We start from the raw sequence: 20,426 nt of genomic DNA, 5'->3' as shown, positions 1-20,426 counted from the left end.
GCCCGCCGCGCGAGAAGCGCGGCGGGCGGCCGTCCTTTCGCGGTCCCGGGCTCAGCCGCCGTTGACCTCGGTGGCGATCCGGTCGCCGATCTTCTTGTCGATGTTGCGCCAGTACTGGAACGCCCGGTCGAGGACGGGCCTGCTGACGCCCTGCTTCAGATGGCCGGAGACGTTGCCCACCAGCCGGTCGCGCGCGGCGTCGTCCATGACCTGGCGGACCAGCGTGCCCGGCTGGCCCCAGTCGTCGTCCTCGCGGTGCAGCTTGTACGCCTCGCGGACCATCTCGCCCGCCGCCGCCCAGCCCGCCGGGTCGCCGAAGCGCCCGTAGTCCGCGGCCGGACCGCCGTGGGAGTTCGGGGCGTACACCGCGCCCGTACGGGACGGCTCGTAGCGCATCGGGCCGTCCTTGGCGTAGGAGTACACCGGGGAGTGCGGCCGGTTCGGCGGCAGCTGCGCGTAGTTCGGGCCGATGCGGTAGCGGTGGGTGTCCGGGTAGGAGAAGAGCCGCCCGAGCAGCATCTTGTCCGGGGACGGCCCGATGCCCGGCACCAGGTTGGACGGCTCGAACGCGGCCTGCTCGATGTGGATGAAGAAGTCCTCGGGGTTCCTGTCCAGCGTCATCCGGCCGACCTCGATCAGCGGGTAGTCGCCGTGCGGCCACACCTTCGTCAGGTCGAAGGGGTTGAAGCGGTAGTCCGCCGCGTCCTCGAAGGGCATGATCTGGACGTGCATCGTCCAGGAGGGGGCGTTCCCGCTCTCGATGGACTCGTAGAGGTCCCGGCGGTGCTTGTCGGCGTCCGAGCCCGCCAGCTCGTCCGCCTCCGCCTGGGTGAGGAAGTCGATGCCCTGGTCGGTCTTGATGTGGTACTTCACCCAGAACCGCTCACCGCCGCCGTTCACCCACATGTAGGTGTGCGAGCTGTAGCCGTTCATGTGGCGCCAGGTCTTCGGGATGCCGCGGTCGCCCATCAGCCAGGTGACCTGGTGCGCCGACTCCGGCGACAGCGTCCAGAAGTCCCACTGCATGTCGTTGTTGCGCAGGCCGGTCCGCGGGTGGCGCTTCTGGCTGCGGATGAAGTCCTGGAACTTCTGCGGGTCCCGGACGAAGAAGACCGGGGTGTTGTTGCCGACCAGGTCGTAGTTGCCGTGTTCGGTGTAGAACTTCAGGGCGAAGCCGCGCGGGTCGCGCCAGGTGTCGGGGCTGCCCTGTTCCCCCGCGACCGTCGAGAAGCGGGCCAGCATCTCGCAGCGCTTCCCGGGCTGGAAGAGGTCCGCCTTGGTGAACTGGCTGACGTCGTTGGTGACCTCGAAGAAGCCGTAGGCGCCGCCGCCCTTGGCGTGCACCACCCGCTCGGGGACCCGTTCCCGGTTGAACTGGGCCATCTTCTCGATCAGGTAGTGATCCTGGAGCAGGATGGGACCGGTGTCACCGATGGTGAGCGAGTGCTCGTCGCTCTCCACCGGGATTCCCGCGTTGTTCGTGGTGTAAGGAGTCTGCTGCGCCGAGTCGGTCATGGGACGCCTCCCGGAACGGGGGATGGGTGAGGGCGCGTCCGTGCCGCCCTCACCCGAGCCAGTGAACTCCGCCGACAGCGTGTCGGCAACAGGAGTCTGGACACTGTCCAGAATTTCACCTCGTACGGGCGAACGGGTCGTCCCGGACACCCTCCTCAGGTGCCCCGGACCTCACCGGGCATGCGCGGGCAGCGCCAGCTCGAACCACACCACCTTCCCGGTGGAGAGCCGGGTCGCCCCCCACCGCCTGGCCAGCCGGTTCACCAGATACAGCCCCCGCCCGCCCTCGTCCGAGGGCCGGGCCTGACGCAGCCGGGGCAGCTGGGGCACATCGTCGCCGACCTCGCAGCGCAGTACGTCCGTCCGGAGCAACCGCAGCGTTATCGGCCGTTCGGCGTACCGCACCGCATTGGTGATCACCTCGCTGACCAGCAGCTCCACGCTGTCGGACAGCTCCTCCAGACCCCAGCGGGTCAGCGCCCGGCGGGCCAGCCGGCGGGCCTGCCGGGCCGTCTGCGGCCGGGGGTCGAGGAACCAGTACGCGACGTCGCTGGGGGCGATCCCCTCGAAGCGGGCCGCGAGCAGGGCGATGTCGTCGTCCCGGTCACCCGGGCCGAGCATGCCGAGCACCTCGTCGCACAGCGGCTCCAGCGGCGGCGGGTTCGGGCCCGTCAGCCGGGCCGTCTCGATCAGCCGCTCGCGCAGCTGCTCTATGCCCGTCCACACGTCCCGTATCCGCGACTCCACCAGGCCGTCGGTGTACAGCAGCAGGGTCGCCCCGGCCGGCGCGTCCAGCTCCACCGCCTCGAAGTCCACCCCGCCCACGCCGATCGGCGCGCCCGGCGGGACGCGCAGCACCTCGGCGCGGCCGCCGCGGTGCAGCATGATGGGCGGCGGGTGCCCGGCGTTGGCGATCACGATGCGGTGCGCGACCGGGTCGTAGACCGCGTAGAGGCAGGTGGCCATGCGGTCCGAGCCCAGCCGCTGGGCCTGCTCGTCCAGGTGGTGCAGCACCTCGGCCGGCGGCAGGTCCAGGCCCGCGAGGGTCTGCGCGGTGGTGCGCAGCTGGCCCATGATCGCGGCGGAGGTCATGGAGTGGCCCATGACGTCGCCGACCACGAGCGCGACCCGGTTGCCCGGCAGCGGGATGGCGTCGTACCAGTCACCGCCCACCCGGGCGGTCTCGGCGGCCGGCAGATAGCGGCTGGCGAGCCGGACGCCGGTCGGCTGGGGGAGGGAGTCGGGGAGCATCGTGCGCTGGAGCTCGTCCGCGATGTAGACCTCGCGGCCGTAGAGCACCGCCTTGTCGACGCCGAGGGCCGTGTGCGTCGCCAGCTGCGCCGCGACCAGCAGGTCGTCGCCCTCGAAGGCGGGCCGGTCGGCGCGGCGTATGAAGACCGCGGCCCCGATCACCCGGCGCCGGCCGCGCAGCGGCGCGAGGATCGTCCGGTGCCGGTCCGGGACGCACCGGCCCTCGCCCAGCAGTTCCGGGAGCGCCGCCCGCGCGGCGGAGGAGTCGCCGAAGACGGGTCTGACCCCTCGCAGCACCTCCGCGAGCGGCCCTCCTATGCGCACCTCGCAGCGCTCGGCCGCGGCCCCCGCCAGGTCGGTGGCCGGATCGGTGCGGTCGGGGACCGGCTCCGCGGGCACGGCGAAGCCGCCGACCGGCTCGCCCAGGCCGCGCACGTGCTCGGGCAGCTGGTCGGTGCGGCGCAGCCGCAGCACGACGGGGCCCACCGGCCGCTCGTCGCCCACCGGCAGCGGGTCGCGGAGGTAGACCAGGATCGCGTCGGCGAAGGTGGGCACGGTGGCCCGGCACAGGCCGAGCACGATCTCGTCCAGGTCGATGCCGCGCGCGATCCGCCGGGTGGCCGCGCCGACGAAGCGCAGCCGCTCGCCGCCGGTGGCCCCGGCGGGCGTGGGAGACGCGGGGGCTGCCCCGCCACCGTCGGCGCCGCCCGGGCCGGAGCCGTCCGCGCCCGGCCGCGTACGGCCCGCTGCGGCGGTCCCGGGGGCCGCGGGTGCCTCGGGGGCCCCAGGCGCGCCGTCGGCCGCACCCGCCCCGTCCACGGCCCCGCTGACGCCGGCCTGACCGTCCGGCCCGCCGGTCCGCTCGGGGCCGCCGCGTGCCGGGCCTGCCGCGTGGGCGTCGCCGCCCGGGCGCCCGGCCGGTTCCGGGTGCGCCTCGGCGCGGCTCCGCTCGCGCGGGGCCTCGGCGCCGGGCACGGCGCAGCCGCCACCCCCGCCGGGCTGCCGGGGCAGGCGGGCGGTGGCGGCGTCGGGGCCGGGCACGGGCGCGGGCACGCCGGGCACGGTGCCGGGCGGGGCGGGCTGTCGCACCGCCGCGGTCCGCTGTCGTCCGTGGGAGTTGGGATGCTCCGTCACGCGTGGGGTTCCATCCGTCGGGGCCGTACGCCCAGTCGCAGAGGGCGCACCGTGGGTCAGGCGCGTCGCAGATTGAGGAAGAGCTGGATCTCGGGTGGTACGTCCGTACTCGCCGGGGCGTACGCCAGCGAGTTCTCCCCGGCGATCTCGAAACCCGCTTCGCACACGACCTGGCGCAGTTCCTCCCGCAGATATCCGGATACCCGGATCGTGTTGCCCAGGAACGGGATCGCGAAGTCGTCCACGTCGGCCTCGACCATCGACAGGGCCAGCAGCCCCCCGGGTCTCAGCAGGTCGTGCAGCATCCGCAGCGCGTGCGGGATCTCCGCGCGGGGCAGCATCAGCAGGGCGAAGAACGCGGCGACGCCGTCGAAGGCGCCCAGCCGCCCGTCCCGCAGGTCGGCCAGGTCCGCCAGGCGGAACTCCGCCTTGGGGACGTTGCCGCGGGCCAGGTCGAGCATGCCGGCCGAGATGTCGACGCCGAGGACCTGATGGCCCGCGTCGCTCAGCTGCCGGGCCGTCGGCAGGCCCGTACCGCAGCCGAGGTCGAGGATCCGGGAGCCGGGCGGCAGCTCGGCCGCGAGCCAGGCACCGGCGTCGAGCTGGCCCTCCTTGTGCGGGAACGCCTCGTCGTAGCGGTCGCCGATGCTGTCGAAGGCCTCGGCCTGACCACTGCGGTCCAGCCCTAAGCGGGCGTAGCCGTCGTAGTCCCGCTGGTCGTCACCGCTCACGGCTCCGCCCTCTCTGTGACCTTCGGCTGTGATCGTGCGTCACATGCCGTGCTCTGTTCGTGCCGTGCTGCTGTGCAGTATCGCGGAGGCCGATCCTACGGTTGCCCCGTGGGGGCCCGCCAAGCGGTTCCGGAGGTTCAGCTCCGTACCCGGACCGGGACCCGGTCCCAGTCGGCCGGCAGGGACGGCACGGCCCAGGCGGGATCCGGCCGCCAGTCCTCCCAGCCCGCGGCGAACGGAGCGGCCCATTCCTCGATCCGCCGGACGGCGTCGTGCCCGGCGGCCCGCACCCGCGCGGCCTGCTCGGCGGGCATCAGGCCGACGCGCTGCGCCTGGGCGAACTCGTCCTCGTCCTTCCACTCCCAACGGCGGTCCGGGTAGACGGCGATGTCGAGGTAGTGGTCCTCGGAGTCGACCCCGCCGGCCCAGCGGGCGAGGGGCTCCTCGAGGTTGACGTACCAGTTCTTGAAGCGCCAGCCCGCGTCCCAGAACAGCCAGACCGACCAGGCCTCGCCGGGCCGGGCGAGCTTGAGGACGCCCGTGCCGTGCCAGCGGTCGACGACGGTCGTGCGCGGACGGGTGTAGCGGGTGGCGAGCGGCTCCTTGTGGATGGGGGTGCCATCGGCCAGCAGCGGCTTGACGCAGTCCGTGCCGGGGGCCATCCACACGGCCAGGAGTTCGTCGGTGTCCTGGACGACGGTGACGGGACGGCAGATGTGGACCTGGTCGCTGCCGTTGCCCCGGTAGCGCCAGAGGATATGGTCCCCCGGCGCCCAGGGGGCGGTGCCGGCCGTGCCCGTGGTGTCCACCGTGTCCGCTGTCATGCGCAGATCCTAGGTGCCCGGCACGGGGATGCGCCGTGACGTGCGCCGCAAAGGTACGGTCCAGGGCGCCGCCCGGACCCGGCGCCCGGGGGCGCGCCCCCGGGGCCCGGAGGGATTACGGGCGGGTCATCCGCAGCACGTCCAGTGCCTCGTCGAGCTGCTCCCGCGTCAGCAGCCCGCGGTCGACGTAGCCCGACTCCAGGACGACCTCGCGGATCGTCCTGCGCTCGGCGAGGGACTTCTTGGCCACCTTGGCGGCCTCCTCGTAGCCGATGTAGCGGTTGAGCGGGGTGACGACCGAGGGCGAGGACTCCGCGTACTCGCGGGCGCGCTCGACGTTGGCGGTGATGCCGTCGACGGTGCGGTCGGCGAGCAGCCGGGAGGCGTTGGCGAGCAGCCGCACCGATTCGAGGAGGTTCTTCGCCATCACCGGGAGCATCACATTGAGCTCGAAGTTCCCGGCCGCGCCCGCCGTGGCCACGGTCGTGTCGTTCCCGGTGACCTGGGCGGCCACCATCAGGACGGCCTCGGGGACGACCGGATTGACCTTGCCGGGCATGATCGAGGAGCCCGGCTGGAGGTCGGGGAGATTGATCTCGGCCAGACCGGTGCGCGGACCGGAGGACATCCAGCGCAGATCGTTGGCGATCTTGGTGAGGCCCACCGCGATCGTCCGCAGCTGGCCGCTGGTCTCCACCAGGCCGTCGCGGGCGCCCTGGGCCTCGAAGTGGTCGCGGGCCTCGGTCAGCGGCAGCCCGGTGGCGCGGGCCACCTCGGCGATGACGGCACCGGAGAAGCCGGGCGGGGTGTTGATGCCGGTGCCCACGGCCGTACCGCCGAGGGGCAGTTCGGCCAGCCGGGGCAGGGCGGAACGCAGCCGCTCCACGCCGTAGCGCACCTGGGCCGCGTAGCCGCCGAATTCCTGACCGAGCGTCACAGGGGTGGCGTCCATCAGGTGCGTACGGCCGGACTTGACGACCTGTGAGAACTCCTCGGCCTTGCGCTCCAGGGACGCGGCCAGGTGCTCCAGCGCCGGGATCAGATCGCCGGTGACGGCCGCGGTGGCGGCGATGTGGATGCTGGACGGGAACACGTCGTTGGAGCTCTGCGAGGCGTTGACGTGGTCGTTCGGGTGCACGTCCCGGCCCAGGCGCTCGGTGGCGAGGGTGGCGAGGACCTCGTTGGTGTTCATGTTCGAGGACGTGCCGGAGCCGGTCTGGAAGACGTCGACGGGGAAGTGGTCGTCCCAGCGGCCCGCCGCGACCTCCTCGGCCGCGGCGGCGACGGCCTCCGCGATGTCCTTGTCCACCACGCCCAGCTCGGCGTTGACCTTGGCGGCCGCCCCCTTGATCCGGGCCAGCGCCGCGATGTGCGCGCGCTCCAGCCGCTGGCCGCTGATCGGGAAGTTCTCCACGGCCCGCTGGGTCTGCGCGCGCCACTTGGCGTGGGCCGGGACCCGGACCTCACCCATCGAGTCGTGCTCGATCCGGTACTGCTCGCTGTCGGTCATCGTCACTTACCTCCTGACAAAGAACAGCGTTTGTCCGGTTCAACGTGTTCCCAAAAGTACCTACCGACTAGTAAATACCGCGGGTAACAACAGAAACCGGGGAGACACGATGACACGCAGACCCACCCTGCGCTGTACCCTCGCCGCCGTCGCCGCGCTCGCCGCGGCGTTCGGCGGCATGGCCGCGACCGGCCCCACCGCCCAGGCCCTGCCCCGCGCCGCGGCCGCCACCCCCCTCGCACCGGAGCTGGAGAAGATCCGCGCCGCCGAGGCCCTCAAGCTCTACGGCGACGCCGCCGAACGGCCCCTCGACCAGCGCAAGACCTCCCTCGTCTCGCTCGGCGACAGCGAGATCTCGGGTGAGGGCGTCGGCACCTACGAGCCGGGCACCAACGGGCCCGACAACTGGTGCCACCGCTCGCCCGACGCCGCCATCCACCGCACCACCATCCCGGCCGACGTCACTTACAACGTGGCCTGTTCCGGCGCGGCCACGTACAACATCCGGGCCGGCGGCAGCAAGCAGTACGCGGACGAGCTGGTCCAGAGCGACAACCTCGCCGTCAAGGCCCGCAACACCCGCGTCAAGCTGGTGCTGCTCGTCGCCGGCGCCAACGACGACCTCCAGTTCGGGCCCGTGATGACCGACTGCGTCACCCGCTACCTCACCCTCCAGGGCACCTGCGAGCCCAAGTACGCACCCGGCTGGCAGGCCCGCGTCGACGGCCTCGTGCCCAAGGTCGAGCAGACCGTACGGGACCTGCGCGCCGTCATGACCGGCGCGGGCTACGCCGACGGCGACTACCGGCTCGTCGTCATGGGCTACCCCAGCCCGATCGGCCCCGACTTCGAGGACAACCCCAAGTTCCCGGGCAAGCTCCCCGGCGGCTGCCTCGGCTACACCTCCGACGCCGCCTGGGGCCGCAACACCGCCGTCCCCGCCTTCGAGCGCGGCATGCGCGAGGCGGCCCGCCGCACCGGCGCGACCTACCTCGACAACTCCCGCCTCTTCCACGGCCACGAGGTGTGCATGGAGGACACCTGGGCCCGCGGCCTCTACGTCGACGTGACCAACCCGTTCCCGCCGGACTCCAACTCCGTCCGCCAGTCCTTCCACCCCAACCAGCGCGGGCACGGCGCCTTCGCGTCCTGCCTCAGCCAGCTCTACCGCGCGGGCTACCGCGAGGCCGGCTGCGCCGACCCCGGCAGCACGGGGACGCCGGTGCTGCGCGAGGGCGCCTGGGACGACTCCTTCCGCCCGCTCAAGGGCGCGGCGACGGGGACCTGCGTCGACGCGTACGGGGCGGCCAGCCGCAACGGCACCGCGGTCGTCGGCTGGGACTGCACGGGGAACCGGAACCAGGAGTGGTCGTACGACTCCGCCACGGGCGCGCTGCGCACGGCGCTCTCCCACGACCGCTGCGTCGACGTCCCGGAGGGGAAGTACGCGGCGGGGGCGGCTGTGGTGCTGTGGAACTGCCACGGTGGGGGGAACCAGAAGTTCGTCCGGAACGGTTCCGGGTTCCGGCCCGCCGCCGCGGACGGGCTGTGCCTGACGCTGTCGTCGGCGAAGGACGCGGTGCGGCTCCAGAAGTGCGACGGGTCGGCGGCGCAGCGCTTCGCGTAGCCCCCACCCCGCCCCTTCCCGAAACCGGGGCTCCGCCCCGGACCCCGGTCCTCGAACGCCGGACGGGCTGATTTTCAGCCCGTCCGGCGCTTGAGGACATTCGGGAAGGGGCGGGGCTGGGAAAAAGCCCCCGCCCGGCTACCCCTGCCGCACCGGAATGCTCGTGAACGTCGGCGCCGGCGCCGGATCCACGAAGAAGTCGTTGCCCTTGTCGTCCACGACGATGAACGCCGGGAAGTCCTCGACCTCGATCCGCCAGACCGCCTCCATGCCGAGCTCCTCGTACTCCAGGACCTCGACCTTCTTGATGCAGTCCTGCGCCAGCCGCGCCGCCGGGCCGCCGATCGAGCCCAGGTAGAAGCCGCCGTGTGCCTTGCACGCGCTGGTGACCTGCGAGGAGCGGTTGCCCTTGGCGAGCATCACCTTGGAGCCGCCCGCGGCCTGGAACTGCTCGACGTAGGAGTCCATGCGGCCGGCCGTCGTCGGGCCGAAGGAGCCGGAGGCGTAGCCCTCGGGGGTCTTGGCCGGGCCCGCGTAGTAGACCGGGTGGTTCTTGAGGTACTCGGGCATCTCCGCACCCGAGTCCAGCAGCTCCTTGATCTTCGCATGTGCGATGTCACGGGCCACGACGAGCGTGCCGGTCAGCGAGAGCCGGGTCTTGACCGGGTGCTTGGTCAGCTCCGCGAGGATCTCGTCCATCGGCCGGTCCAGGTCGATGGCGACCGCGTCCAGGTCGGCGCCCGCGCCCTCGGTCAGCTGCTCCTCGGTGGTGTCCGGGAGGAAGCGCGCCGGGTCCGTCTCCAGCTGCTCCAGGAAGACGCCCTCGGGCGTGATCTTGGCGAGCGCCTGGCGGTCGGCGGAGCAGGAGACCGCGATGGCCACCGGGCAGGACGCGCCGTGCCGCGGCAGGCGGACCACGCGCACGTCGTGGCAGAAGTACTTGCCGCCGAACTGGGCGCCGATGCCGATCTTCTGCGTCAGCTCGAAGACCTTCTCCTCCAGCTCCTTGTCACGGAAGCCGTGGCCGAGCGGGGAGCCCTCCTCGGGCAGCTCGTCGAGGTAGTGCGCGGAGGCGTACTTCGCGGTCTTCAGAGCGTACTCGGCGGAGGTGCCGCCGACGACGATCGCCAGGTGGTACGGCGGGCACGCGGCGGTGCCCAGCGAGCGGATCTTCTGCTCCAGGAACTTCATCATGGAGCCCTCGTTGAGGACCGCCTTCGTCTCCTGGTAGAGGAAGGACTTGTTGGCCGAGCCGCCGCCCTTGGCCATGAAGAGGAACTTGTACGCGCCGCCGTCGGTCGCGTACAGCTCGATCTGCGCGGGCAGGTTGGAGCCGGTGTTCTTCTCGTCCCACATGGTCAGCGGCGCCATCTGCGAGTAGCGCAGGTTGAGCTCGGTGTAGGCGTCGAAGATGCCGTGCGAGAGCGCCTTCTCGTCCTCGCCCTCGGTGAGGACGTTCTGGCCGCGCTTGCCCATGACGATGGCGGTGCCGGTGTCCTGGCACATCGGGAGCACGCCGGCCGCGGCGATGTTGGCGTTCTTCAGCAGGTCGAGGGCGACGAAGCGGTCGTTCGCGGACGCCTCGGGGTCGTCGAGGATGCGGCGCAGCTGCGCGAGGTGCGCGGGCCGCAGGTAGTGCGAGATGTCGTGCATCGCCTCGGCGGCCAGCTTCCGCAGCGCCTCCGGCTCGACCTTGAGGAACGTACGGCCGTCGGCCTCGAAGGTGGACACGCCCTCGGAGGTGACCAGGCGGTACGGAGTGTGGTCCTCGCCCAGGGGCAGGAGGTCGGTATAGGCGAACTCAGACGGGGCAGACATTGCGGCGATTCCTCACTCGACAGTGGCTTCGGCTGGCACCTTCGGCAGCGCAGCTCAAGCGTAGGCGGCCGCCGCGCGTCCGGGCTTGTGAGGTAAGGCTCAGTACATCTCGACTTTCCCCTGGTCGCGATCTATCGCGTTTCGCTACGCTGCTGTCGTGGACAAGCCATCGTTCGAGAAGCGGCCCCGACCGAGCGGGTCCGAGAGCCCGCCCGAGCCCGTGCCGGTGGCCGTGACGGAGCCCGGTCCGTCCGGTCTGCCCGGTGCGCCCGGGATCCGCGCCTCCGACGCCGACCGCGACCGGATCGCGGACATCCTGCGCGAGGCCCTGGCCGAGGGGCGCCTCACGGCGGAGGAGCACGGCGAGCGGGTCGGCGCCGTCTACGGGGCCCGGACGCTCGGGGAGCTGGAGCCGCTCGTCCGCGACCTGCCCCGCGCGGGCGGTGGCGCCCCGGACGCCGGCCGGGCCGCCCCGGCCCACCCGCGCCCGTACGACCACGACGTGGCGCGCCCCGGTGGCGCGGGTCCGGAGGGCTCCGAGAGCACGGAGAACCTGGTCGCCGTCTTCGGCGGGGCCGGCCGCAAGGGCCGCTGGCGGGTGCCGCGGCGGACCAACGCCTTCGCGCTGTTCGGCGGGGTGGAGATCGATCTGACGGAGGCGGTCTTCGAGCGCCGGGAGATCGTGATCAACGCGGTCGCGGTGTTCGGCGGCGTCGACATCAAGGTCCCCGAGAACGTCACGCTGCGCACCACGGGAGGCGGCGTCTTCGGCGGTTTCGACGTCCGGACCCAGGAGGCGCCCGACCCCGACGCCCCGGTCGTCTCCGTCACCGGCTTCGCGTTCTTCGGCGGTGTGGAGGCCAAACCCCGGCGCGGAAAGCGGCTCAAGAACCTCCGCGCGGCGGGCTGATCGCGCCCGGCGGCGGCTGACGGCGTTCCGCTCATGGCAACGGTGTGAATAAGCACGCGCACAGCGGGTAAAGCTTGGTGCATCGTCTCTCGTACGGCTGCCGGTGCGAATGGCCGTGCGCAGTGGAGGCGGGCAAAGGTGACTCAATCGGCCCAGCAAAGCCGTCGTCAGGAGTAGACCGTGCTGCTACCGCATCAGCCCCTGCAGGAAGCCGCCGTACCGTCCCAGCGGATTTCCGCCAGGGATCAGGCCGGCCCCTGGCATTCGGAGGCGGTGTGCCGCCGGGATGAAGCCGGGCTCTTCTTCGCACCATCCAAGGAACCCACGGCCGCGCGGCTCTCCCGTGAGGAGGCCGCGAAGCGGGTCTGCGCCCGCTGCCCCGTGATGGTCGAATGCCGGGAGCACGCCCTGCTCCAGCCGGAGCCCTACGGGGTGTGGGGCGGTCTCACCGCGGCCGAGCGCCGCGTGGTGCTCGCCCGCCGGCGCCGCCGCGAGGCCGAGCTGGCGCGCACGACACGCATCGCCGCAGCGGGCTGAGCGTGCGGGCCCGGGTCCGTCCGGGGCGCACCCGTCCGCGCTCGCGGCACCCGGACGGGCCGGGACCGGCCGAGGCCGGCCGCTCCCGGCCCGTCCGGTGACCGGCGCCGGCCGGTCGGAAGTCGTCGCGGGATCCGCGGCCGAGGGAGGCGCCTTCGGGCGTCAGCTGGGGCGCTCGAAGTCCACCCTGCTGTACGCGCGCAGCTTGGACAGCCGGTGCGTGGAGTCGATCTGCCGGATCGTGCCCGACTTGGACCGCATGACGAGCGACTGCGTGGTCGCGGTCTCCGCGCGGTAGCGCACGCCGCGCAGCAGCTCGCCGTCGGTGATGCCGGTGGCGACGAAGAAGACGTTGTCACCGCGGACGAGGTCGTCGGTGTGCAGGACCTTGTCGAGGTCGTGACCGGCGGCCAGGGCGCGCTCGCGCTCCTCGTCGTCCTTGGGCCACAGCTTCGCCTGGATGGTGCCGCCGAGGCACTTGATCGCGCAGGCCGCGATGATGCCCTCGGGCGTACCGCCGACGCCGAGCAGCAGGTCGATGCCCGTGCCCTCGCGCACCGCCATGATCGCGCCGGCCACGTCGCCGTCGGAGATGAACTTGATGCGGGCGCCGGCCTCGCGGATCTCCTTGACGATCCCGTCGTGGCGGGGGCGGTCCAGGACGACGACCGTGACGTCCTCGGGCGAGGAGTGCTTGGCCTTCGCGACGCGCCGGATGTTGACGGCCACCGGGGCGTTGATGTCGACGTAGTCGGCGGCCTCGGGGCCGGTGACCAGCTTGTCCATGTAGAAGACCGCGGACGGGTCGAACATGGAGCCGCGGTCGGCGACGGCCATCACGGAGACCGCGTTGGCCATGCCCTTGGCGGTGAGGGTGGTGCCGTCCACCGGGTCCACGGCGACGTCGCACTCGGCGCCGGTCCCGTCGCCCACGCGCTCACCGTTGTAGAGCATGGGGGCGTTGTCCTTCTCGCCCTCGCCGATGACGACGACACCGTTCATGGAGACGGTGCCGATGAGGGCGCGCATGGCCTTGACCGCGGCGCCGTCCGCGCCGTTCTTGTCGCCGCGACCGACCCAGCGGCCCGACGCCATGGCGCCGGCCTCGGTGACCCGGACGAGCTCCAGGGCGAGGTTCCGGTCGGGGGCCTCGGGGCTGACTTCCAGCGGGGACGGCAGATGATGATCGGTCATCGGAGCGCACCTTTCTGTACGGCGACGGCCGTGGGGCCCCTCGTCCCCTTGGCGGGGCAGAGGGTGAGGGTGCTGATGACTTTATCTGCTTACTGCGAGAGTGAGCAGGGCGCCCCACGCATGAGCGTCGTCAAGGTTCACGGCGCCCGGGAGCCCCGTGCGCGGCGCACCCCCCCTCCGGCGTCGAGATCGTTCGGGCCATAGGGGACGATGGTGGGGTGGCTGGTAGGAATGGCAAGGCGCAGACCGTACGGAACATGCTGCTCTCGCTCGCGGTGGTGATCCCCGTGGCGTTCGTGAGCTATGTCTTCATTCCGCACGACGAAAGCAACGACCCCGTGAAGACGGTCGGCTACCGCGTGGAGCTCGACACGGCGCGCCGCGCCGCGCCGTACGCCGTCGCGGCACCCGAGGGGCTGGCCGAGGGCTGGCGCGCGACCTCCGTCTCGTACCGGGCGGGCGGCAAGGAAGGCTCGCTCTGGCACCTGGGCTTCCTCGACCCGCAGAAGGAGTACGTGGCGGTCGAGCAGAGCGACGGCCCGGCGGCCGAGTTCATCGACGAGGTGAGCCGGCGGGCGGAGCGGACGAGCGGGACGCAGAAGGTGGGCGACGCCACCTGGCGCCGCTACGAGGGCGAGAAGTACAACGCCCTGGTGCGCGAGGAGCGCGGGGTGACCACGGTCGTCACCGGCACGGCCTCCTACGAGCGGCTCGGGGAGATGGCCGCGTCGCTCAAGGCGGAGAAGAAGACTCTGCCGGAAGGGGCGGGCAAGGCCTGACCGGCTTCTGTTCCCGTCTGTCCAGCGGAACGGCCCGTCCTCCCCGGCATCGGGGAGGACGGGCCGTTCCGCTGTTCGCTTTCGCGGGTGACGCGTCCGGTCAGACGGTCGTGACGACCTGCTCGTAGGAGAGGCGCGGCGAGCGGGGGAACCAGGCGTCCTCGCCCGGCTTGCCGATGTTCACGACCATCAGCGGGGTGTGGTCGTCGTCCAGGAACTCCTTCTGGACGCCCGCGAAGTCGAAGCCGGTCATCGGGCCCGCGGCCAGGCCGGCGGCGCGGACGCCCACGATGAAGTACGCGGCCTGGAGCGCGCCGTTGAGCGCGGCCGACTGCTCACGGGCCGGACGCTCGGCGAAGAACACGTCCTTGGCCTGCGGGAAGTGCGGGAACAGCGCCGGCAGCTCCTCGTGGAACTCGTTGTCCGTGGCGAGGATGGCGACCAGCGGCGCGGTGCGGGTCTTGGCCTGGTTGCCCTCGGCCATGTGACCCACCAGACGCTCGCGGGCCTCCTCGGAGCGGACCAGGACGACGCGCAGCGGCGACTGGTTGAAGGCGGTCGGGGCGTACTTGACCAGGTCGTAGACGGCCTGGATCTGCTCGTCGGTCACCGGTTCGGCGGAGAAGGTGTTGGCGGTGCGGGCCTCGCGGAAGAGGAGGTCCTGGGCGGCGGGGTCGAGGGCGAGAGTCATGAAAAAACACCTTCTATTACGTGCAGAGGGCTGTGCTGATGTCGTCCACTGTACGCGAGATAGGTGAAAGTTCAACCAAAGGGGGGGTGGGGCGGGTCACGGGGGGGTGGGGGTGTGCCGAGGGTGCGGTGGGTTGTGGGCCGCTGCGCGGGGCCTTTCCCCAGCCCCGCCCCTTCCCGATACCGGGGCTCCGCCCCGGACCCCGGTCCTCAAGCGCCGGACGGGCTGAGTGGTTGCCCGGAACCGGGTGAATTCAGCCCGTCCGGCGCTTGAGGACACCGCGCGTCAGCGCGGAAGGGGGTCCGGGGGCTTGCCCCCGGTTTCGGGAAGGGGCGGGGCTGGGGAAAAGGCCCCGCCCCCGGCCCGTCAGCCTTCGGCCGACACGTCCTCGGACTCCGCCAGCGCCGCGTCCAGCCGCGCCCGCGCCCCCTCCAGCCAGTGCCGGCACACCTTCGACAGCTCCTCGCCGCGCTCCCACAGCGCCAGGGACTCCTCCAGCGTGGTGCCGCCCGCCTCCAGGCGGCGCACCACCTCGATCAGTTCGTCCCGCGCCTGCTCGTACCCCAGCACGCTCTCGCCGGAGCCGCTGTCCTCGGCTGTCGCACCCGTCTTCGCCATGTCGTCCAGCCTAAGCGGGGGGAGTGACACCGGGCCGCACGTCCGCCGACGGCTCCGCGGACGGTTCCGTAGGCGTCTCCGCGGACGTGACCCGCACCGCGAACTCACCCTCCGCGACCCGTGCCCGCAGCTCCTCCTCGGCCGTCACCTCGGCCGCGGCCCGCACCACCGAGCCGTCCGCGTGCTGGAGCACGGCGTAGCCACGGCGCAGGGTCGCCGCCGGGGACAGCGCGACCACCCGCGCGTGGGTGTGCGACAGCTCGGACTCCGCCCGGTCCAGCAGGTGCCCGAGCGTGCGCCGCGACCGCTCGGCCAGCGCCGTGACCTGCGCCTCCCGCTCGTCCACCATCCGCTGCGGCCGCTCGACGCACGGGCGCGCCCGGACCGCCGCGAGCCCTCGCTCCTCGCGGTCAAGGAACCCGGTGACGCAGCGCAGCGCGCGGTCCCGCAGCTGCCGCACCCGGACCAGCTCCTCGCCGACGTCCGGCACCACGCGCTTGGCGGCGTCGGTGGGCGTGGAGGCCCGCAGGTCGGCGACGAGGTCCAGGAGCGGGGTGTCCGGCTCGTGCCCGATCGCCGACACCACCGGCGTACGGCACCCGGCGACCGCCCGTACGAGCTGCTCGTCCGAGAACGGCAGCAGGTCCTCCACGCTGCCGCCGCCCCGCGCCACGATGATCACGTCGACCTCGGGCTTCCCGTCCAGCTCCGTGACCGCCTCGATGACCGCCGGTACGGCGTGCACGCCCTGCACCGGGACGTTGCGCACCTCGAAGCGGACCGCCGGCCAGCGGTGCCGGGCGTTCTCCAGGACGTCCCGCTCGGCGGCGGAGGCGCGGCCGCAGACCAGCCCGATCAGCTGCGGCAGGAACGGCAGCGGCCGCTTGCGGTCGGCGGCGAACAGACCCTCCGCAGTCAGCGACCTCTTCAGCTGCTCCAGCCGTGCCAGCAGCTCGCCGACGCCGACCGGCCGGATCTCGGCGGCCCGCAGGGACAGCTGGCCGCGCGGCGCGTACCACTCCGGCTTGGCGTGCACGACGACGCGCGCGCCCTCCGAGACGATGTCGGCGACCTGGTCGAAGACCGCGCGGTAGCAGGTCACGGACAGCGAGATGTCGTGCGACGGGTCGCGCAGCGTCAGGAACACCACGCCCGCGCCGGGCCGCCGGGACAGCTGGGTGATCTGCCCCTCGACCCATACGGCGCCCAGGCGGTCGATCCAGCCGCCGATCAGCCGGGACACCTGGCCGACGGGGATCGGGGTGTCGGGGGACGTGCTCAGAGCCATGGCGCGAGCGTAGTCGCGTGCGCTGACAGTGTGGGGGTCTCAGCGCGGGCCTTCGCCGTCGGTGTCCGCGCGGGACCGCGGGCACGTCACCCCACGCCCGCCGACCCGCGCCGGAGGCGTTGGGTGATCAGGACCCCCAGGCCCACCGCCAGCCACACCCCGCCCACGATCTGGGCCGTCGCCGCCGCCTTCACCACGACCGCGATCACCACGGCCAGTCCCAGCAGCGGTACCACCACATGCCGTACCGGATGCGTCGGACCGCCCCGCTTCCGTACCGCGAACCAGCCGATCACCGACAGGTGCAGCAGCGCGAAGGCGACCAGCGCGCCCACGTCCACGACCGAGACCAGCCGGTCCAGGCCGTCGTCGCGGCGGGCCGCCCAGACCGCCGCCACCAGCGTCACCGCCGCCGCGCCCAGCAGGGCGGGGCGGGGTACGCCGGAGCCGCGGTCGACCTTGGCCAGCAGGGCCGGCAGCCGGCGGTCGCGGGCCATCGCGAACAGCAGCCGGCCCGCCGCCGCCTGCCCGGCCAGGGCGGCGAACGCGGCGCCGATCGCCTTGCTCGCGGCCACCAGGTCGTGCAGCCACGCGCCCGTCGACGCGTCCACCGTGTCGTAGAACGCCGAGCCCTGGGCCGCCGGGTCCGCGGCCAGCTCAGCGGCGGACATGGGGGCGAGCAGCGCCGCCAGGTACGTCTGGGCGACGAACAGCACGCCCGCCACCGCCAGGCACGTCATCACGGCCCGGGCCACCCGGGCCGAGCCGCCCGCGGACTCCTCCGCGAAGGCGGCGATCGCGTCGAAGCCCAGGTACGACAGCACCGCCACGGACACCGCGGCGAAGACCGCCCCCGTGGTGAGCCCGCCCTCGCCGGTCAGGGGCGACAGCCAGTCGCGCCGGGCGCCCTTCTCGGCTAGCGCGAAGACGGCCGAGGCCAGGAAGACCAGCAGCACCACGATCTCCATGGCCAGCACCAGGAAGCCGACGAGCGCCGCGGCCCGCACCCCCCAGAGGTTCAGCCCGGTCGTGACGACCACGGCGATCGCCGTCCACACCCACCGGGAGACCTCGGGCACCAGCGCGTTCATCGCGATCCCGGAGAAGAGGTACGCGACGGCCGGGATCAGCAGGTAGTCGAGCATCGCCATCCAGCCGGCGATGAAGCCCGGCCCCTCGCCGAGCCCCACCCGCGCGTAGGTGTAGACCGAGCCGGCCTGCGGGGCCACCCGGACCATCTGCGCGTACGAGAAGGCGGTGAACGCCATGGCGACCGTGGCCACCACGTAGACGAGGGCGACCGCGCCGTGCGACTTCGCGCCGAGGGTGCCGAAGACGCCGACGGGCGCCATGGGGGCGATGAAGAGGAGGCCGTAGACGACCAGGTCCCGGAAGGTGAGCGTGCGGTGGAGCTCGGTGCTGCCGCGCTCGCCGGCGGGCTGTGCCATGGAATGCCCCTCGCTGGTCCGTGCCGTCCGGCCCCTTCCGGCCTTCCGGACATCGTGCCCCAGCTCCGGCCGGGACGCCGGTCAAGCGGAATGAGCGGGGCCCGGGCCCGTACGATGGACGGCATGACTGCAACGACCTCCCGCAAGGTTCTTCTCGCCGCCCCCCGTGGCTACTGCGCGGGTGTGGACCGTGCCGTGATCGCCGTCGAAAAGGCTCTGGAGCAGTACGGCGCGCCCGTCTACGTGCGCCATGAGATCGTCCACAACAAGTACGTGGTCAAGACCCTGGAGAAGAAGGGCGCCATCTTCGTCGAGGAGACGGAGGAGGTGCCCGAGGGCAACATCGTCATCTTCTCGGCGCACGGCGTCGCCCCGGTCGTCCACGACGAGGCCGCGCGCGGCAAGCTCGCCACGATCGACGCGACGTGCCCGCTGGTCACCAAGGTCCACAAGGAAGCCGTCCGGTTCGCCAAGGAGGACTACGACATCCTCCTCATCGGTCACGAGGGCCACGAGGAGGTCATCGGCACGAGCGGCGAGGCGCCCGACCACATCACGCTGGTCGACGGCCCCGACGACGTGTCGAACGTGACCGTCCGCGACGAGTCCAAGGTCGTCTGGCTCTCCCAGACCACGCTCTCCGTCGACGAGACGATGGAGACCGTCGACGCGCTGAAGGGCCGCTTCCCGCAGCTGATCAGCCCGCCGAGCGACGACATCTGCTACGCCACGCAGAACCGCCAGATCGCGGTCAAGCAGATGGGCGCGGAGGCCGACCTGGTGATCGTCGTCGGCTCCAAGAACTCCTCGAACTCCGTCCGCCTGGTCGAGGTCGCCCTCGGCGCGGGCGCCAAGGACGCCCACCTGGTGGACTACGCCGAGGAGATCGACGAGGCGTGGCTGGAGGGCGTGCGGACGGTCGGTGTGACCTCGGGCGCCTCGGTGCCGGAGATCCTCGTCGAGGGCGTCCTGGACTGGCTGGCCGAGCGCGGCTACGACGACGTCGAGACCGTCACGGCCGCCAAGGAGTCCATCACCTTCTCGCTCCCCAAGGAGCTCCGCCGCGACCTGCGCGCGGAGGCGGCCACGCTGGCCGGGGGTCCGGAATCCGGCGCCGAGAAGGGGTGACGCCGGACCCGACCCCTTAGCGTGGTGGCCATGAACGTATTCGGCGTGGACATCGGCGGATCGGGCATCAAGGGCGCGCCGGTGGACGTGGCGCGGGGCGAGCTGGCCGAGGAGCGGTTCAAGGTCCTCACCCCGCACCCGGCGACCCCGGACGCGGTCGCGGACCGTGTCCGGGAGGTGGCGGACCACTTCGGCTGGTCCGGGCCGGTGGGGGCGACCTTCCCCGGCGTGGTCGTCGGCGGTACGACGCGGACGGCCGCCAATGTCGACAAGGGCTGGATCGGGCGGGACGCCGCCGCGCTGCTCGGTGAGCGCCTCGGCGCCCCCGTGACCGTGCTGAACGACGCGGACGCGGCCGGGCTCGCCGAGATGACGCACGGCGCCGGGCGCGGGCGGCGCGGCACGGTCGTCGTGCTCACCTTCGGCACGGGCATCGGCAGCGCCGTCTTCACGGACGGCAGGCTGGTGCCCAACACGGAGCTGGGCCATCTGGAGCTGCACGGCCATGACGCGGAGACCCGCGCCTCGACCCGGGCGAAGGAAGAGGAAGGCCTGAACTGGCAGCACTGGGCCCGCCGGGTGCAGCGCTACCTCGTCCATGTGGAGAAGCTGTTCTCGCCCGAGCTGTTCGTGATCGGCGGCGGGGTGAGCCGTAAGGCGGAGAAGTTCCTGCCGCTGATCGAGGGGGTCAGCGCCGAGATCGTGCCTGCTCTGCTCCAGAACGACGCGGGGATCGTGGGGGCCGCGATGGCCGCCTCCGCTGCCGGTTCCGCTGCTTCCGACGCGCCCTGACCAGCATGATCCTGCGGACGAGCGCGAGCACGCCGGCCAGCAGGGTGCCGGCGTAGAGCCACCCGGCGTTCAGCGACAGCAGGGTGATCATGCCCATGGCCTGGCCTGCGAAGCCGCCGTCGCCGTCGGTCAGGGGCACGGCTCCCGCGGTGAAGGCGATGGGGGCGGTCACGGGCGCGGTGACCAGGTCCGCGGGGCGCACCCACAGGGCGCAGGCCGCGGCGCCGGCCAGGAAGGCCATCCCGTAGAGGGTGGTCGAGCCGCCGGCCGTGACGGAGACCAGCCAGCCCGCGCCGAGCATCGCCAGGATGGTCAGCAGGCCGCTGCCGAGGCCGGTCAGCCGGGTCCCCGGACCGCCCGTCGGGGGAGAGGCCCGTCCGGACCGGCCGCGGAGGAGGAAGGGGCTCTCGCCCGGCCCCACGGGGGCGGCGGGCCGGGGCACCGGGGACGCGCGGCGGACCTTGCGCTGCGGGATACGTGTGCTGGGTTGCTCCACCCGACCAAACTAGGTCGAGAAGTGGGAGGAATCCGACGTTGGACACGCCGTTTGGGCCACCTTGGCCGTGCGTTCGACTGATAGTCCGTCCGGGGCCGCCTCCGGGCGGGGACCCGTAGACTGGATGACCGGCCC

Annotated in this window: 18 protein-coding genes; 6 read left to right on the top strand and 12 right to left on the bottom strand. The window is 72.5% G+C overall.

The genetic code is table 11. From position 1 onward, the window contains the following. Positions 1 to 51: 51 nt before the first annotated feature. The 5 genes from SMD11_RS12200 to SMD11_RS12180 form a co-directional block, all read right to left on the bottom strand. Positions 52 to 1,515, bottom strand: a complete 1,464-nt coding sequence (locus tag SMD11_RS12200; RefSeq protein WP_087926486.1) for a catalase — start codon at positions 1,513 to 1,515, stop codon at positions 52 to 54. A gap of 171 nt (positions 1,516 to 1,686) precedes the next feature. Further along, the gene (locus SMD11_RS12195) at positions 1,687 to 3,900 is read right to left on the bottom strand and encodes an ATP-binding SpoIIE family protein phosphatase (protein ID WP_199843857.1); all 2,214 of its coding nucleotides are present in this window, start codon (positions 3,898 to 3,900) and stop codon (positions 1,687 to 1,689) included. 56 nt (positions 3,901 to 3,956) lie between these two features. Then, positions 3,957 to 4,631, bottom strand: a complete 675-nt coding sequence (locus SMD11_RS12190) for a class I SAM-dependent DNA methyltransferase (RefSeq protein WP_087926485.1) — start codon at positions 4,629 to 4,631, stop codon at positions 3,957 to 3,959. Positions 4,632 to 4,768: 137 nt separating this feature from the next. Next, a complete protein-coding gene (locus SMD11_RS12185) occupies positions 4,769 to 5,455 on the bottom strand; it encodes a DUF402 domain-containing protein (protein ID WP_087926484.1) in 687 nt (228 codons plus the stop codon). A 115-nt stretch (positions 5,456 to 5,570) separates the two neighbouring features. Further along, entirely contained in the window at positions 5,571 to 6,965 is a 1,395-nt protein-coding gene (locus SMD11_RS12180) for a class II fumarate hydratase (RefSeq protein ID WP_087926483.1), read from the bottom strand. 109 nt (positions 6,966 to 7,074) lie between these two features. Between SMD11_RS12180 and SMD11_RS12175 the strand changes: the two genes are divergently transcribed. Next, positions 7,075 to 8,592 carry a ricin-type beta-trefoil lectin domain protein gene (locus SMD11_RS12175; RefSeq protein ID WP_087926482.1) on the top strand — a complete coding sequence of 506 codons (1,518 nt, stop codon included), beginning with the start codon at positions 7,075 to 7,077 and terminating at the stop codon, positions 8,590 to 8,592. Positions 8,593 to 8,730: 138 nt separating this feature from the next. Here SMD11_RS12175 and SMD11_RS12170 read toward each other — a convergent pair whose 3' ends face one another. Continuing rightward, on the bottom strand, positions 8,731 to 10,410 hold the full coding sequence (locus tag SMD11_RS12170) for a fumarate hydratase (protein ID WP_087926481.1): 1,680 nt from the start codon (positions 10,408 to 10,410) through the stop codon (positions 8,731 to 8,733). Positions 10,411 to 10,630: 220 nt separating this feature from the next. Between SMD11_RS12170 and SMD11_RS12165 the strand changes: the two genes are divergently transcribed. Both SMD11_RS12165 and SMD11_RS12160 read left to right on the top strand, forming a co-directional pair. Then, on the top strand, positions 10,631 to 11,320 hold the full coding sequence (locus tag SMD11_RS12165) for a DUF1707 SHOCT-like domain-containing protein (RefSeq protein ID WP_234366392.1): 690 nt from the start codon (positions 10,631 to 10,633) through the stop codon (positions 11,318 to 11,320). Between the two features lie 180 nt (positions 11,321 to 11,500). Next, complete coding sequence (locus SMD11_RS12160) at positions 11,501 to 11,857, top strand: WhiB family transcriptional regulator (protein ID WP_087926479.1); 357 nt, start codon at positions 11,501 to 11,503, stop codon at positions 11,855 to 11,857. 162 nt (positions 11,858 to 12,019) lie between these two features. On the opposite strand, the gene glpX is transcribed toward SMD11_RS12160, so the two are convergent. Further along, the gene (glpX, locus tag SMD11_RS12155) at positions 12,020 to 13,051 is read right to left on the bottom strand and encodes a class II fructose-bisphosphatase (protein ID WP_087926478.1); all 1,032 of its coding nucleotides are present in this window, start codon (positions 13,049 to 13,051) and stop codon (positions 12,020 to 12,022) included. A gap of 218 nt (positions 13,052 to 13,269) precedes the next feature. Here glpX and SMD11_RS12150 point away from each other — a divergent pair, with 218 nt between their 5' ends. Continuing rightward, the gene (locus SMD11_RS12150) at positions 13,270 to 13,830 is read left to right on the top strand and encodes a DUF4245 domain-containing protein (protein ID WP_087926477.1); all 561 of its coding nucleotides are present in this window, start codon (positions 13,270 to 13,272) and stop codon (positions 13,828 to 13,830) included. A gap of 100 nt (positions 13,831 to 13,930) precedes the next feature. On the opposite strand, the gene SMD11_RS12145 is transcribed toward SMD11_RS12150, so the two are convergent. The 4 genes from SMD11_RS12145 to SMD11_RS12130 form a co-directional block, all read right to left on the bottom strand. Further along, entirely contained in the window at positions 13,931 to 14,521 is a 591-nt protein-coding gene (locus tag SMD11_RS12145; RefSeq protein ID WP_087926476.1) for a malonic semialdehyde reductase, read from the bottom strand. Positions 14,522 to 14,887: 366 nt separating this feature from the next. Continuing rightward, on the bottom strand, positions 14,888 to 15,139 hold the full coding sequence (locus tag SMD11_RS12140; RefSeq protein ID WP_087926475.1) for an exodeoxyribonuclease VII small subunit: 252 nt from the start codon (positions 15,137 to 15,139) through the stop codon (positions 14,888 to 14,890). Between the two features lie 10 nt (positions 15,140 to 15,149). After that, positions 15,150 to 16,427 (bottom strand): exodeoxyribonuclease VII large subunit, encoded by a 1,278-nt coding sequence (gene xseA / locus SMD11_RS12135; RefSeq protein WP_087926474.1) that lies wholly within the window; start codon positions 16,425 to 16,427, stop codon positions 15,150 to 15,152. Positions 16,428 to 16,513: 86 nt separating this feature from the next. Next, positions 16,514 to 17,875 (bottom strand): APC family permease, encoded by a 1,362-nt coding sequence (locus SMD11_RS12130; protein WP_087926473.1) that lies wholly within the window; start codon positions 17,873 to 17,875, stop codon positions 16,514 to 16,516. A gap of 123 nt (positions 17,876 to 17,998) precedes the next feature. Here SMD11_RS12130 and SMD11_RS12125 point away from each other — a divergent pair, with 123 nt between their 5' ends. Then, positions 17,999 to 19,003, top strand: coding sequence for a 4-hydroxy-3-methylbut-2-enyl diphosphate reductase (locus SMD11_RS12125; RefSeq protein ID WP_087930446.1), 1,005 nt, complete (start codon positions 17,999 to 18,001; stop codon positions 19,001 to 19,003). 30 nt (positions 19,004 to 19,033) lie between these two features. Next, on the top strand, positions 19,034 to 19,795 hold the full coding sequence (gene ppgK / locus SMD11_RS12120; protein WP_087930445.1) for a polyphosphate--glucose phosphotransferase: 762 nt from the start codon (positions 19,034 to 19,036) through the stop codon (positions 19,793 to 19,795). Here the strand turns inward: ppgK and SMD11_RS12115 are convergent. Further along, entirely contained in the window at positions 19,692 to 20,291 is a 600-nt protein-coding gene (locus SMD11_RS12115; protein ID WP_087926472.1) for a DUF6542 domain-containing protein, read from the bottom strand. The genes ppgK and SMD11_RS12115 overlap by 104 nt on opposite strands. Between the last annotated feature and the right edge of the window lie 135 nt (positions 20,292 to 20,426).

The sequence above is a fragment of the Streptomyces albireticuli genome (genome assembly GCF_002192455.1).
In the GTDB taxonomy this organism is placed as follows: Bacteria; Actinomycetota; Actinomycetes; order Streptomycetales; family Streptomycetaceae; genus Streptomyces; species Streptomyces albireticuli_B.
Note: the sequence above shows the minus strand (reverse complement) of the source record. Positions and strands in the feature narration are given on the sequence as shown.

Excerpts from the sequence above, each read along its gene's own strand:
- SMD11_RS12200 (WP_087926486.1), bottom strand. The coding sequence starts at position 1,515 with ATGACCGACTCGGCGCAGCAGACTCCTTACACCACGAACAACGCGGGA.
- SMD11_RS12185 (WP_087926484.1), bottom strand. The coding sequence starts at position 5,455 with ATGACAGCGGACACGGTGGACACCACGGGCACGGCCGGCACCGCCCCC.
- SMD11_RS12180 (WP_087926483.1), bottom strand. The coding sequence starts at position 6,965 with ATGACCGACAGCGAGCAGTACCGGATCGAGCACGACTCGATGGGTGAG.
- SMD11_RS12175 (WP_087926482.1), top strand. The coding sequence starts at position 7,075 with ATGACACGCAGACCCACCCTGCGCTGTACCCTCGCCGCCGTCGCCGCG.
- SMD11_RS12170 (WP_087926481.1), bottom strand. The coding sequence starts at position 10,410 with ATGTCTGCCCCGTCTGAGTTCGCCTATACCGACCTCCTGCCCCTGGGC.
- glpX (WP_087926478.1), bottom strand. The coding sequence starts at position 13,051 with ATGACCGATCATCATCTGCCGTCCCCGCTGGAAGTCAGCCCCGAGGCC.
- SMD11_RS12145 (WP_087926476.1), bottom strand. The coding sequence starts at position 14,521 with ATGACTCTCGCCCTCGACCCCGCCGCCCAGGACCTCCTCTTCCGCGAG.
- SMD11_RS12140 (WP_087926475.1), bottom strand. The coding sequence starts at position 15,139 with ATGGCGAAGACGGGTGCGACAGCCGAGGACAGCGGCTCCGGCGAGAGC.
- xseA (WP_087926474.1), bottom strand. The coding sequence starts at position 16,427 with ATGGCTCTGAGCACGTCCCCCGACACCCCGATCCCCGTCGGCCAGGTG.
- SMD11_RS12130 (WP_087926473.1), bottom strand. The coding sequence starts at position 17,875 with ATGGCACAGCCCGCCGGCGAGCGCGGCAGCACCGAGCTCCACCGCACG.
- SMD11_RS12125 (WP_087930446.1), top strand. The coding sequence starts at position 17,999 with ATGACTGCAACGACCTCCCGCAAGGTTCTTCTCGCCGCCCCCCGTGGC.
- ppgK (WP_087930445.1), top strand. The coding sequence starts at position 19,034 with ATGAACGTATTCGGCGTGGACATCGGCGGATCGGGCATCAAGGGCGCG.